Raw genomic sequence first — 13,153 nt, forward strand, 5'->3', positions numbered from 1 at the left:
GAGGTTTTTCTTTTAACGGCTCTGAATCGCTAAATCACCCGGCAGCGTTTTCTGCATACGGTGCCAGATTTCGCCGGAGTCGTGGCCGTATCGGCGCACGGTTTCATAAACCTGATCGTGCAGGCCTTCGGTGCAGAGCTTGCTCAGCTTATGGTAGAAGCCCAGCGCCAGGCTGCGGGCTTCAGGGTTGGCGAAGTAGTGACGACCAATGCGGGTATAGAGCCCTTTCATACCGTTGAGGATCAGGCCGTAAACCGGGTTGCCGGAGGCAAACGCCAGGCCGCGAAACACGTTGTAATCGAGGGTGGCAAAAGCATCGGCGTGATCTTCAACTTCATTCGCGCTTGCCAGCACCGCAAGCGCATCTTCAGGATGCTGACGGAAAGCGGTGCGAATAAAGATAGTCGCGATGTTGGTGCGCACGGAGAGCAGGTTATCAATCAGCTGCGGAACGCTTTCGTGGTCGAGGCGCGCCAGCGTTTCAAGAATGTTCAGCCCCGAGGTTTCCCAGAAGTTGTTTACCTTTGTTGGCTTGCCGTGCTGGATCGTCAACCAGCCATCGCGCGCCAGTCGCTGAAGCACTTCACGCAGCGTGGTGCGAGTGACGCCAATCAGTTCAGAGAGTTCGCGTTCAGCCGGAAGAATGGACCCCGCAGGGAAACGATTATTCCAGATGCTTTCAATGATGTACTCTTCCGCGAAACCCGCCGGGCTCTGCGCCTTAATGACCATAGTGAGATTTCCATTACACAGCTTTTGCAAATTGGACTCATCATACCAGAGGCGTGCAGCGGCAGGTAGCGCGGCAAAGTGAGAAAAGAGGGATCGCCGTTTCATTTTTATGAAATTTACAATGCGGTCTTATCCGCCTCCGGGCCGCGATTTTTGCGTATACTGATGTTTTGTTTTACTTGACGGGAAGGACGTCTGTTGTGGAAATTTCTTTTGGGCGCGCGCTGTGGCGCAATTTTTTAGGTCATTCTCCTGACTGGTACAAACTGATACTGCTGGTTTTCCTGGTCGTTAATCCCATCATTTTTAGCGTGAATCCGTTTATCGCCGGGTGGCTGCTGGTAGCGGAGTTTATCTTCACCCTGGCCATGGCGCTGAAGTGCTATCCCCTGCTGCCTGGCGGTTTGCTGGCGTTTGAGGCCGTGGTCATCGGCATGACGTCCGCAGAGCATGTCAAAGCGGAGCTGGCCTCAAATCTTGAAGTGCTCCTGCTGCTCATTTTTATGGTGGCCGGTATCTACTTTATGAAACAGCTTCTGCTGTTTATCTTTACCCGTCTGCTGCTGAGCATTCCGTCTAAAACGATCCTCTCGCTGGCGTTTTGCCTCGCCGCCGCCTTTCTGTCGGCCTTCCTGGATGCGCTCACCGTTGTCGCGGTGGTGATCAGCGTCGCCGTCGGATTTTACGGCATTTATCACCGCGTGGCCTCCTCTCGCCCGAGTGAAGATTTACAGGACGATAGCCACGTCGAGGCGCATAACCGCGACGTGCTGGAACAGTTCCGCGCGTTTCTGCGCAGCCTGATGATGCACGCGGGGGTCGGTACGGCGCTGGGCGGCGTGATGACCATGGTGGGCGAGCCGCAAAACCTGATTATCGCGAAAGCGGCTGAATGGCATTTTGGCGAATTTTTCCTGCGCATGGCCCCCGTCAGCGTGCCTGTGCTGGTCTGCGGGTTAGCGACCTGCATTCTGGTCGAAAAATTCAGGCTGTTCGGCTACGGCGCACAGCTGCCCGAGCCCGTCCGCAATGAACTGCATAAATTTGACGAGCAGAGCCGCAAACAGCGTACGCGCCAGGAGACGCTGCGTCTGATTGCGCAGGGGATCATCGGCATCTGGCTTATCGCCGCGCTGGCGTTGCATCTTGCCGAAGTCGGGTTGATTGGCCTCTCGGTCATTATTCTTGCGACCACCTTTAGCGGGGTAACGGACGAGCATGCTATTGGTAAAGCCTTTACCGAAGCCCTGCCGTTTACCGCGCTGCTGGCGGTCTTCTTTGCGGTCGTGGCGGTGATTATCGATCAGCACCTTTTCGCACCGATTATCGCGTTTGTGCTCCAGGCCTCGCCGGACTCGCAGCTTACGCTGTTCTATTTATTTAACGGTCTGTTGTCCTCTATTTCCGATAACGTCTTTGTCGGGACGGTGTACATCAATGAGGCCAAAGCGGCGATGGAGCAAGGGATCGTCAGCACCGGGCAGTTCGAACTGCTGGCGGTGGCCATCAACACCGGAACAAACCTGCCCTCCGTTGCAACACCGAACGGCCAGGCGGCATTTCTCTTCCTGCTGACCTCGGCGCTGGCGCCGCTCATACGACTTTCTTATGGAAGAATGGTCTGGATGGCGCTGCCGTACACGCTGGTACTCACCGTTGTTGGTTTGCTGTGCATCAAAATTACTCTCGTTCCCTGTACGCAATGGCTGTTACAAGCGGGTATACTTGCGGCGCATTAAAATTCGTTTACACTGCGCTTTCTAAGCATGTTCCAGGGAAATGATTATGTTGAGATTTTTAAACCAGTGCTCCCGCGGTCGCGGAGCGTGGTTGTTGATGGCCCTGACCGCCTTTGCGCTGGAAATGGTTGCGCTCTGGTTCCAGCACGTGATGGGACTCAAGCCCTGCGTGCTGTGCATCTACGAGCGCTGCGCGCTGTTCGGCATTATGGGTGCAGGCCTGGTGGGCGCTATTGCCCCGAAAACGCCGTTGCGCTATGTGGGTATCGCAATCTGGCTGTACAGCGCCTGGAAAGGGATTGAGCTTTCCTGGCAGCACACCATGATGCAGCTGCATCCGTCACCGTTTATGACCTGTGATTTCGCCGCCCGCTTCCCGAGCTGGCTGCCGCTGGATAAGTGGCTGCCGCAGGTGTTTGTCGCCTCCGGTGACTGCTCCGTACGTCAATGGGAATTCCTGACGCTGGAGATGCCGCAGTGGCTGGTGGGCATTTTTGTGGCCTACTTCGTCGTGGCGCTGCTGGTGCTGATTGCCCAGCCGTTCAAGCCGAAGAAGCGCGATCTGTTCGGAAGGTAAATAGCAAAACGGCAACGATAGTTGCCGTTTTTAGTTTTTGCGCCCTCTCCCGTGGGAGAGGGTTGGGGTGAGGGCATCAGGCCGCACCCCAATAAAAACCCGCCTCGGCGGGTTTTTTATTATCACCGATTAGGGTGATTCATGATGTGGTCTTCCCAGTCCCGCACCTCGGACTCTTTCACCGCAATGTGGCGCACCGAAATGCGCTCGCCGTGCATTGCCGCTTTCGACCCCGTCAGCAGCGGATGCCAGTTCGGCAGATCTTTTCCTTCCGCCAGCAGACGATACGCGCAGGTATGCGGTAACCACTCAAAAGTCGGCAGATTTTCACGGGTTAATTTGATGCAGTCCGGCTCAAATTCAAACCGACGCTCATAGTTGCGGCACTGGCAGGTTTTGATGTTCAGCTGCCTGCAGGCGACGTTGGTGAAATAGATCTCGTCGGAGTCCTCATCCATCAGCTTATGCAGGCAGCACTGTCCGCAGCCGTCGCACAGGGATTCCCATTCCGCGTCGGTCATGTCGTCGAGAGTTTTGCTTTGCCAGAAAGGGATGTCGTTCATCAGGATGTCCACACGTCAAAAGAAAGCGCACCTTATAACGAGTCTGGCACGTTGTTGCAAGTTTTGCCGCCCTCTTCAGGCGGCAAGATGCGGTTACAGCACGCGGGTTTTTAGCGACAGGCCGTTAAAACCGACCTCAAGCTCATCCCCGCTGGCGAGCGGGCCCACGCCTTCCGGCGTGCCGGTGAGGATCACATCGCCCGGCTTCAGGGTGAAGAAACGGCTCATGTAGGCAATTAGCGGGACGATCTTATGGATCATATCTGCCGTGGTGCCCTGCTGGCGGATCTCGCCGTTAACCTTCAGGCTGAGCGGGGTGTTCTGCGGGTCATTAGTAAACTCGCTTACCGGAACAAAACCCGAAATTGGGCAGGAATTATCAAAGCCTTTGGCTTTTTCCCACGGCTGCCCCGCCTTCTTCATTTTGCCCTGCACGTCGCGCAGGGTCAGATCCAGCGCCACGCCGTAGCCGGCAATCGCTTTCTCAACATGCTCTTCGGAGGCCTGGCGCAGCGTGGCGCCGATCAGCACCGCAAGCTCCACTTCGTGATGCACCGACCCCAGTCCCTGCGGCAGCGCCAGCGGCTGGCGGATATCGCACAGCGCCGTCTCGGGCTTAATAAACAGGACCGGCTCTTCTGGGGTTGCGCTGCCCATCTCCTGAATATGCTTCGCATAGTTGCTGCCCACGCAGACCACTTTGCTGACGGGATAATCCAGTAATGCACCTTGCCAGTTATGATGTTGATACATGCTCGACCCCTAATCGGTTGATGTGTTATGCCCGAAAACAGCTGAGACTATTTTTTCCCGGTCGCCTCGAGGTGCTGTTTTAATAAATTCTCAGGCGGCGGTGGCAGCTGTAAATAATAGCCCTGCTCGGCTAATGCCGTTTTCACTTTTTCCAGATCGGCATTCACCAGCTTTTTACGACCGTCCAGCGGCAGCAGCATCGCCAGCTGTGGTCGGCCAAAGTTCTTCATTAATTCTTCCGGCACGCGTGAAAAATCGTCTTTCTTTTCGACATAAAGATAGGTCTGGTCACGGCTTGTACTTCTGTAGATCACACAAAACATGTTTTTACTCTGAATTAATGGGTGGTTGCTTGCCTCAATATACTCCTGACTATAACATGCCTGATACTCTTCGGAATATCGCAGCGAATGGTTGCGGTTAATAGCAAATTGAGTAAGGCCAGGATGTCAAACACGCCCATCGAGCTTAAAGGCAGTAGCTTCACCTTATCAGTGGTACATTTGCATGATGCAAAACCCGAGGTTATTCGTCAGGCGTTAGAAGACAAAATCGCCCAGGCTCCCGCCTTTCTGAAGCACGCCCCTGTCGTCATCAACGTCAGCGGTCTTGAGGCGCCGGTTAACTGGACACGTCTCCAGCAGGCCGTCTCCTCGACCGGGCTGCGTATTGTCGGCATCAGCGGCTGCAAAGATCCCGAGCTGAAAGCGGAAATCGACCGTGCGGGGCTGCCTCTTCTTAATGAGGGCAAAGAAAAAGCCCCACGTGCAGCACCCGTTGCCGTGCAAACGCCCCCTCCTGCGGCGCAAAACGTTACTACCGTCACAAAAACGCGAATGATTGATGTTCCGGTTCGTTCCGGTCAGCGCATTTATGCACCAAACTGTGATCTAATTGTTACAAGCCACGTCAGCGCTGGCGCAGAGCTGATTGCAGATGGCAATATTCACGTTTACGGTATGATGCGTGGACGTGCGCTCGCAGGCGCAAGTGGCGATCGGGACGCGCAAATATTTTGTACTCACCTGACGGCGGAACTGGTGTCCATCGCAGGTGAATATTGGCTGAGCGACAAGATCCCAGCCGAATTTTATGGCAAAGCGGCTCGCCTGCTTCTGGCAGACGACGCGTTGACCGTTCAACCGTTGAATTAATCCCTTTTTAACAAGGAATTTCTATGGCACGCATTATTGTTGTTACTTCGGGTAAAGGAGGCGTTGGCAAGACCACCTCCAGCGCGGCCATCGCTACTGGTTTGGCCCAGAAGGGAAAGAAAACCGTCGTTATCGACTTCGATATCGGTCTGCGTAACCTCGACCTCATCATGGGATGTGAGCGTCGCGTCGTGTATGACTTCGTGAACGTCATTCAGGGCGATGCCACGCTGAACCAGGCGCTGATTAAAGACAAGCGCACCGAGAACCTCTATATCCTCCCGGCCTCTCAGACGCGTGACAAAGACGCTCTGACCCGTGAAGGGGTAGAAAAGGTGCTCGACGAGCTGAAAAAAATGGAGTTCGACTTCATTGTCTGCGACTCCCCTGCCGGTATCGAAACCGGTGCCCTGATGGCGCTCTACTTCGCTGACGAAGCGATCATCACCACCAACCCTGAAGTCTCCTCCGTGCGTGACTCAGACCGTATTCTCGGCATCCTCGCCTCCAAATCCCGTCGTGCGGAAAATGGCGAAGACCCGATTAAAGAGCACCTGCTGCTGACCCGTTACAACCCTGGTCGCGTAAACAAAGGTGACATGCTGAGCATGGAAGACGTGCTGGAGATCCTGCGCATTAAACTGGTTGGCGTCATCCCGGAAGATCAGTCCGTGCTGCGCGCTTCAAACCAGGGCGAGCCCGTGATCCTGGATACAATGGCAGATGCAGGTAAAGCTTACGCCGATACCGTTGACCGTCTGCTGGGAGAAGAACGTCCTTTCCGCTTCATTGAAGAAGAGAAGAAAGGTTTCCTCAAACGCCTGTTCGGAGGATAAGTTATGGCATTACTGGACTTTTTTCTCTCGCGGAAAAAGAACACCGCCAACATCGCAAAAGAACGTCTGCAAATTATCGTTGCGGAGCGTCGTCGTAGCGACGCCGAGCCTCACTACCTGCCGCAGCTGCGCAAGGACATCCTGGAAGTGATCTGTAAGTACGTGCAGATTGACCCGGAGATGGTGACGGTGCAGCTGGAGCAAAAAGACGGGGATATTTCGATTCTGGAGCTGAACGTGACGCTTCCGGAAGCGGAAGAGTCGCGTTAATTCGGTTGTGGTTCGTCGCCCCGGCAGACGTAGCGCCACCGGGGGAATATGCCGGGTATATCGCCCGGCATATTTTTATCGCGGATAACCTTCCAGCAAGGTATTCAGGCGATCGGCCATCAATTCCCCGCGCCAGCCCGCCATCAGTTCCGGCACGCCATTCTGCGGTTTCAGCTTCCAGTGCCAGTTCAGCAGCTGGTTAATCTGCCTGCGTGACGCCAGCAGTTCTGCACTCAGCTTGCTTTCCGTTGCGGCGTCCTGCACCAGCGCTTTGATGTCCTTGAAAGCCTTGCGATAGCCCGGCATATCCATCAGATTCAGCAGCGGCTCAGGCAGCGCCTCTTCCGGCAGCGCCTGCGCTTTGGCGACCAGCGCCAGCAGGGTTTTACCGTGGAAGCGGATCTCGCTCCCCGAAAGCCCGATGCTGTCCAGTTCGCCCAGGCTGCCCGGCATATAGCGCGCGACCGCCCAGAGATGCTCTTCGCGAACCACAAAGTTAACGGCCAAATCGCGTTCGCGCGCTTTGCGTAAGCGCCAGTCGGCTAACAGCTGCAGGCAGGCCAGCTGACGCGTACGCAGCTGCCATGCGTTGCTGATGTCGCGCCAGGCCTCTTTCGGATCGACCACTTCCTGGCGACGCTGCTGCGTCATACGGCACTCGTCCAGCGCGGCAGACAGCCAGCCGGAGGCCTCCGCCTCTTTCATCAGCTGTCCGGCAATCGGCAGCAGGTAAAACACGTCTGCCGCCGCATATTCCAGCTGACGCTCGGTAAGCGGGCGCGCCAGCCAGTCGGTACGGGATTCACTTTTATCCAGCGTCAGGCCCGTATACTCCTCCACCATGGCGGCAAAGCCCCACGACAGCGGACGACCGCTGAACGCCGCGAGGATCTGCGTATCAATCAGCGGCTGAGGCATGATGCCAAAGGTGTTCAGAAAGACTTCCAGATCTTCACTGCCCGCGTGCAGGTATTTCGTTACCGCAGTATCCAGCAGCAGGTCACGCATCGGCGCCCAGTCGGTAATGCCGAGCGGGTCGATCAGCGAGACGTGCTTACCGTCGTACATCTGTATCAAACCCAGCTGTGGATAATAGGTGCGAGTACGGACAAACTCGGTATCCAGAGCGATGGCAGGAAAGTCGCGCGTCACTTCGCACAGCGAAGCCAGCTCGTCGTTGGTCGTGATCATCTGGTAATTCAAATCGGATTCTCTTTTGTTTGCGCCCATAAAAAACGCCGGCTTAACCGGCGTCTGGGCGATTAACGTGAAGCTCAGGCCTTATTGTCTACTTTGGCACGGGCTTCGTCACGTAATTCTCGTCGTAATATCTTCCCGACGTTGGATTTCGGCAGCTCATCGCGGAATTCCACCAGCTTCGGCACTTTATAGCCCGTCAGCTGACGGCGACAAAACGTTATCAGCGCTTCCTCGGTAAGAGAAGGATCTTTCTTGACCACAAATATCTTCACCGCTTCACCGCTGCTGCCGGAAGGAACGCCCACCGCCGCCACTTCCAGCACGCCGCTGTGCTGCATCACCACGTCTTCGATTTCGTTCGGATAGACGTTGAAGCCGGAGACCAGAATCATATCTTTTTTGCGATCGACGATGCGCAGGAAGCCTTCGTCATCCATCACCGCAATATCGCCGGTGTACAGCCAGCCGTCTTTGAGGATTTCGTCGGTCGCATCAGGGCGCTGCCAGTAACCCAGCATCACCTGCGGTCCTCTGACGCACAGCTCGCCCGGCTCGCCGTGAGGCACTTCGTTACCCTCATCATCCACCAGCTTTGCTTCCGTGGACGGCACCGGCAGGCCGATGCTGCCGCTGTGGTAGTCGATGTCATGCGGGTTGACGCTCACCAGCGGCGCACACTCCGTCAGGCCGTAGCCTTCAAGCAGATATTGCCCGGTTAGCTTCACCCAGCGCTCGGCCACCGCCTGCTGAACCGGCATGCCGCCGCCCGCGGAGAGATGCAGCGTGGAGAAATCGAGCTGCTGGAACTCTTTGTTGTTGAGCAGCGCGTTAAACAGGGTGTTCACCCCGGTCATGGCGGTAAACGGGTATTTTGCCAGCTCTTTCACCAGCCCCGGGATATCGCGCGGGTTGGTGATCAATACGTTTTGCCCGCCCAGCTCGATAAACAGCAGGCAGTTCATGGTCAGCGCGAAGATGTGATACAGCGGCAGCGCGGTGATCACCAGCTCTTTACCCGGATGCAGCAGCGGCCCGTAGGTGGCATTGACCTGTTCGAGGTTCGCCAGCATGTTGCGGTGGGTCAGCATCGCCCCTTTGGCCACGCCGGTGGTGCCGCCCGTGTATTGCAGGAAGGCCAGGTCCTCTGAGACCACTTCCGGCTTGACGTACTGCATGCGATAGCCCGCATGCAGCGCGCGGCGGAAGGAGATGGCATCCGGCAGGTGGTATTTGGGCACCAGACGTTTGACGTATTTAACGACAAAGTTAACCAGCGTCCCTTTGGCGGTGGAAAGCTGATCGCCCATGCGCGTCAGGATGACGTGTTTCACCTGAGTCTTGTCGACCACCTTTTCCAGCGTGTGGGCAAAGTTGGAAACAATGACAATCGCCACCGCGCCGCTGTCGTTCAGCTGGTGTTCCAGCTCGCGCGGCGTGTAAAGCGGGTTGACGTTGACGACAATCATCCCGGCACGCAGGATGCCGAACAGCGCCACCGGGTATTGCAGCAGGTTCGGCATCATCAGCGCGACGCGATCCCCTTTTTGCAGCCCCAGCCCTTCCTGCAGATAAGCCGCAAACGCCCGGCTACGTTCCTCAAGCTTACGGAACGTCATCACCTCGCCCATATTCACAAACGCGGGCTGGTCTGCGTAACGTCTTACCGAGTGCTCAAATAATTCCACCAGGGATTGATAACGGTCAGGATTGATCTCCGCAGGCACATCTGCGGGATAACGGTTAAGCCAAACCTTTTGCAATGCATCACCTCTGAAATGAGTGTTCGTCGTCATCACAGCCCCGATAATAAACAGTTTGTTAACATTATATTAACTCAGCGTACCAGTTTATTAATTGTTCAGATCGCAGGTTGCGAAGCGCGTCACTCTTTTTTTTCGTTTTATCCGTAAAAAAACAGAGACAGCGGCTGAGCCGCTGTCTCTTTCCTAATAATAACAGTAAGTTACTCAGTTACGATCGTTTGAACCTGCGCAGGGCCCGGATTATACCAGCCCCATCCCGGATAACCGTAACGATAAGGATGTGGACCCCACATCCACGGATCGATTGGCTGAGGCGGCATCACCACCTGCTGGGCGATACGCCAGCGCTTATAGCCGTTCACCTGCATGGTCATAAACTTGTACGGCGTGTTGCCGATTTTGCCCTGCACCGAACCGGTGATCGGCCCGACAACGGTTACCAGCTGTCCGCGAAAATCGACCGGGTCGAGGAAGCCATTCACGTCGGCATAGATGCGCCCGCGAGAGGCTTCACCGAGTACGGGACGCGCGCCGCCGTCGAGCGGTACCGTGGCAATTTCCAGACGGGTTTTCCCCTGCTGGTTCTGCACGTCGATCACTTTGCCACCGAAGCGCGCTTCCTGGCCGACGTAAAGCTCGGGCGCGTTCATTACCCGGACCAGATCCTGCTGTGGCGTCGGGCTGCTGCCCTTGATCGCATCAGGTACGGTTACGCAACCGCTCAGTGCTATGGCAACCGCGCCTGCCATAAAAAGGCGTACTACTTTAGTCTGAACCGCCATGATGCGACTCCTTTTTCTCAGTTCCTGTTACTGAGATTCACTCGCGGCCCGGAAGTTTCTTCCACGCGACGGTGTTTCGCAAATAAACCGGCTCCGCATGTTCAACGGCAACGGTTTTTCCTGCTGCAAGCAGCTGACGGGCAATCGGGAGCATATCTTCTGCCGCAGGCAGGAGCATGTTGCCGTCCACCAGCGTCACGCCGGTGCCGTTTGCCATCTCTGGCCACGCCGGCCAGCCCGTGCCGACCGTCGCCCACTCGCCGGACAGCTGCTTCAGGCGTTCAGTAACGGCTTCAGGCTTAAGCACCGCTTCCGTCTCTTCACCGTGCCAGATGCCGTTTTCATCGCGGGTATATTCCGCCCAGTAAACTTCGCCCATGCGGGCGTCAATAGCGGCCAGCACGCGGGTCGCGCCCGTCATGCGCCAGGCTCCCTCGGCCATCGTGGCAAGCGTAGAGACGCCGATCATTGGCAGGTCAGCGCCCAGCGCCAGCCCCTGCGCAATGCCAATCCCAATGCGCACGCCCGTAAAGCTGCCGGGACCGCGGCCAAAGGCCAGCGCGTCGAGGTCGGTTAAGGTGGTGTTGCCCTGGGTTAAAATGGCTTTTACCAGGGGCAGAATACGCTGGGTGTGTTCCCGTGGGCACTCTTCGAAATGAGCAGAAACAGCACCGTCGTTTAACAGAGCAACAGAGCAAGCCTCTGTCGCGGTATCAATAGCCAGAATTCGCATCAGTCGTCGCGCTCTCGCAAGGGTCAGTCACAAAATGGCGCGCATCTTAGCACACTCCGGGGCGAATTACTCCGCCGTTGGGTTTGCCAGGAAACGCACCGCGCGTTTAATGTCCCGCGTACGCGGGGCGGGCGGCAGGCTGGCGAGGAAGGTTGCGCCGTAAGGACGCATGACCAGCCGGTTATCACAAATGACCAGCACGCCGCGATCGGTCACGTCGCGGATCAAACGCCCTACCCCCTGCTTCAGGGTAATGACCGCGTCCGGTAGCTGAACCTCGTCAAACGGATCGCCCCCGCGCAGGCGGCAGTCTTCCATACGCGCCTTGAGCAGCGGATCGTCCGGCGACGTGAAAGGCAGCTTATCGATGATCACCAGCGAGAGCGTGTCGCCGCGCACGTCCACCCCTTCCCAGAAGCTGCTGGTCGCCACCAGCAGGGCGTTACCGGCGCTGACAAACTGCTGAAGCAACTGCCCTTTGCTGGTTTCCCCCTGCAGCAGCACCGGCAGGGTCATGGTGGCGCGAAACTGCTCGGCGAGGTCGCGCATCATGGCGTGCGAGGTGCAGAGCATAAAGCAGCGCCCGTTGTTGGCCTCAATCATCGGCTTGAGCATCGCCGCAAGATGCCGCGCCGCCCCCGGCTGGTTCGGCAGCGGGAGATTGCGCGGCACGCACAGCAGCGCCTGCTTTTCGTAGTCAAACGGGCTGGGCAGCAGCAGTGATTCCGCCTGCTCAATGCCGAGGCGCTCGGTGAAGTGGTGCAGATCGTCATTTACCGACAGGGTTGCGGAGGTAAAGATCCAGCTTCCCGGCTTCTGCGCCATCACCTCTTTGAATTTATCGGCCACCGTCAGCGGCGTGAGCGCCAGGGTAAAGTGGCGGGAGGTGCATTCATACCAGTAGCTGTACCCCGGCTGATTGATCTCTTTCAGCCGTTTCAGCCGCCCGCGATAGAGCGTGGCGCGCTCGAAGGCGGCATCAAGCAGGGCGGAACGTCCGAGGGAGAGCTTCGCCACGTCGTAGCAGAGTTCCAGGGCATCATCGAGCAGCAGCAGCGCGCGCTGGATATTTTTGTCCGCCAGCAGTTCGCGCAGGTTGCCGCGATAGCCCGGCTCGCCAAGCTGCAAGCGGAAATCCTGCGCGCTTTGCGCCAGGCGGTCGGCGCACTTCTGCAGCTGCTGGGTATCTTTGAGTTCGGTCCGGTAGGCAATGGTGAAATCTTTCGCCAGATCCTGAAGCTGGCGGCTGGAGAGCGACTGGCCGAAATACTGGCTGGCGATATCCGGCAGCTGATGGGCTTCATCGAAGATCATCACATCCGCCTCCGGGATCAGCTCGCCGAAACCGCTGTCCTTAACCACCATGTCCGCGAGGAACAGGTGGTGGTTCACCACTACCACGTCTGCGTCCATCGCAGTTTTACGCGCTTTCACCACAAAACAGTCTTTATACAGCGGGCAGTCGCTGCCGAGGCAGTTGTCGTTAGTGCTGGTCACCAGCGGCCAGGCCGGGGAGTCTTCCGGCACGCTCGCGCATGTGCTGATATCGCCCTCTTCGGTCTGGTTCGCCCAGGCGCGCAGGATAATGACGTCGCTCAGGGTTTGAACCGGCAGATCGCCGCCCGCCAGCGCCTGCTGTTCGAGTCGCTCCAGGCAAAGGTAGTTCGATCGCCCTTTCAGCAGCGCCAGGCGTCCTTTGTATTTCAGCGCTTTTGCGACGGTAGGCAGATCGCGGCTGTAGAGCTGATCCTGCAGCGCTTTCGATCCGGTGGAAATAATCACCTTCTTTTTCGCCCGCAGCGCCGGCGCAAGGTAAGCATAGGTCTTACCCGTGCCGGTTCCGGCTTCAACCACCAGCGGCTGGGCCTTATCAATGGCGCGGGCAACAGCGTGCGCCATCTGTCGCTGAGGCTCACGAGGCTTGAAGCCGGGGATCGCCTGCGCTAATTGACCTTCAGGGGAAAAATCGTCTGCCACGTTGCTCTCTCACTGTATTTTTGCACAGGGATTATGTCAGTCCATCCTCTCCTGTGCCACCCCAAATAGTGACG

General features: G+C 57.0%; 14 protein-coding genes. 5 read left to right on the forward strand and 9 right to left on the reverse strand.

Annotation, left to right across the window (positions count from 1 at the left end):
* Nucleotides 1–12: 12 nt before the first annotated feature.
* Complete coding sequence (gene fadR / locus USG84_RS07165) at nucleotides 13–732, reverse strand: fatty acid metabolism transcriptional regulator FadR (RefSeq protein WP_028013515.1); 720 nt, start codon at nucleotides 730–732, stop codon at nucleotides 13–15.
* 200 nt (nucleotides 733–932) lie between these two features.
* Between fadR and nhaB the strand changes: the two genes are divergently transcribed.
* On the forward strand, nucleotides 933–2,471 hold the full coding sequence (gene nhaB / locus USG84_RS07170; protein ID WP_061097914.1) for a Na(+)/H(+) antiporter NhaB: 1,539 nt from the start codon (nucleotides 933–935) through the stop codon (nucleotides 2,469–2,471).
* 46 nt (nucleotides 2,472–2,517) lie between these two features.
* A complete protein-coding gene (gene dsbB / locus USG84_RS07175) occupies nucleotides 2,518–3,048 on the forward strand; it encodes a disulfide bond formation protein DsbB (RefSeq protein WP_028013517.1) in 531 nt (176 codons plus the stop codon).
* A gap of 122 nt (nucleotides 3,049–3,170) precedes the next feature.
* Here the strand turns inward: dsbB and USG84_RS07180 are convergent, their stop codons facing one another.
* The 3 genes from USG84_RS07180 to USG84_RS07190 all read right to left on the reverse strand — a co-directional run bounded on the left by USG84_RS07180 (nucleotide 3,171) and on the right by USG84_RS07190 (nucleotide 4,687).
* Entirely contained in the window at nucleotides 3,171–3,611 is a 441-nt protein-coding gene (locus USG84_RS07180) for a YcgN family cysteine cluster protein (protein ID WP_151412489.1), read from the reverse strand.
* Nucleotides 3,612–3,704: 93 nt separating this feature from the next.
* Entirely contained in the window at nucleotides 3,705–4,364 is a 660-nt protein-coding gene (locus tag USG84_RS07185; RefSeq protein ID WP_061097911.1) for a fumarylacetoacetate hydrolase family protein, read from the reverse strand.
* 47 nt (nucleotides 4,365–4,411) lie between these two features.
* The gene (locus USG84_RS07190; RefSeq protein ID WP_023336061.1) at nucleotides 4,412–4,687 is read right to left on the reverse strand and encodes a YcgL domain-containing protein; all 276 of its coding nucleotides are present in this window, start codon (nucleotides 4,685–4,687) and stop codon (nucleotides 4,412–4,414) included.
* A 123-nt stretch (nucleotides 4,688–4,810) separates the two neighbouring features.
* On the opposite strand from USG84_RS07190, the gene minC reads away from it, so the two are divergent.
* Genes minC through minE form a run of 3 tightly spaced genes read left to right on the forward strand, consistent with a single transcriptional unit; the run spans nucleotide 4,811 to nucleotide 6,624 of the window.
* Nucleotides 4,811–5,518, forward strand: a complete 708-nt coding sequence (gene minC, locus USG84_RS07195) for a septum site-determining protein MinC (RefSeq protein ID WP_151412516.1) — start codon at nucleotides 4,811–4,813, stop codon at nucleotides 5,516–5,518.
* Nucleotides 5,519–5,541: 23 nt separating this feature from the next.
* Nucleotides 5,542–6,354, forward strand: a complete 813-nt coding sequence (gene minD / locus USG84_RS07200) for a septum site-determining protein MinD (RefSeq protein WP_008500505.1) — start codon at nucleotides 5,542–5,544, stop codon at nucleotides 6,352–6,354.
* A 3-nt stretch (nucleotides 6,355–6,357) separates the two neighbouring features.
* Nucleotides 6,358–6,624, forward strand: a complete 267-nt coding sequence (gene minE, locus USG84_RS07205) for a cell division topological specificity factor MinE (protein ID WP_024909868.1) — start codon at nucleotides 6,358–6,360, stop codon at nucleotides 6,622–6,624.
* A 75-nt stretch (nucleotides 6,625–6,699) separates the two neighbouring features.
* On the opposite strand, the gene rnd is transcribed toward minE, so the two are convergent.
* From rnd to USG84_RS07230, 5 genes are all read right to left on the reverse strand, one after another.
* On the reverse strand, nucleotides 6,700–7,815 hold the full coding sequence (rnd, locus tag USG84_RS07210) for a ribonuclease D (protein WP_151412515.1): 1,116 nt from the start codon (nucleotides 7,813–7,815) through the stop codon (nucleotides 6,700–6,702).
* Nucleotides 7,816–7,898: 83 nt separating this feature from the next.
* Nucleotides 7,899–9,584 carry a long-chain-fatty-acid--CoA ligase FadD gene (fadD, locus tag USG84_RS07215; RefSeq protein ID WP_151412488.1) on the reverse strand — a complete coding sequence of 562 codons (1,686 nt, stop codon included), beginning with the start codon at nucleotides 9,582–9,584 and terminating at the stop codon, nucleotides 7,899–7,901.
* A gap of 203 nt (nucleotides 9,585–9,787) precedes the next feature.
* Complete coding sequence (locus tag USG84_RS07220; RefSeq protein WP_151412487.1) at nucleotides 9,788–10,369, reverse strand: Slp family lipoprotein; 582 nt, start codon at nucleotides 10,367–10,369, stop codon at nucleotides 9,788–9,790.
* Between the two features lie 37 nt (nucleotides 10,370–10,406).
* Nucleotides 10,407–11,102, reverse strand: coding sequence for a tRNA (adenosine(37)-N6)-threonylcarbamoyltransferase complex dimerization subunit type 1 TsaB (gene tsaB, locus USG84_RS07225; RefSeq protein WP_061097906.1), 696 nt, complete (start codon nucleotides 11,100–11,102; stop codon nucleotides 10,407–10,409).
* Between the two features lie 66 nt (nucleotides 11,103–11,168).
* Nucleotides 11,169–13,079 carry an ATP-dependent DNA helicase gene (locus USG84_RS07230; protein ID WP_023293935.1) on the reverse strand — a complete coding sequence of 637 codons (1,911 nt, stop codon included), beginning with the start codon at nucleotides 13,077–13,079 and terminating at the stop codon, nucleotides 11,169–11,171.
* Nucleotides 13,080–13,153: the final 74 nt, after the last annotated feature.

Source organism: Enterobacter sp. 168J2 (assembly GCF_034107265.1).
GTDB lineage: Bacteria > Pseudomonadota > Gammaproteobacteria > Enterobacterales > Enterobacteriaceae > Enterobacter > Enterobacter nematophilus.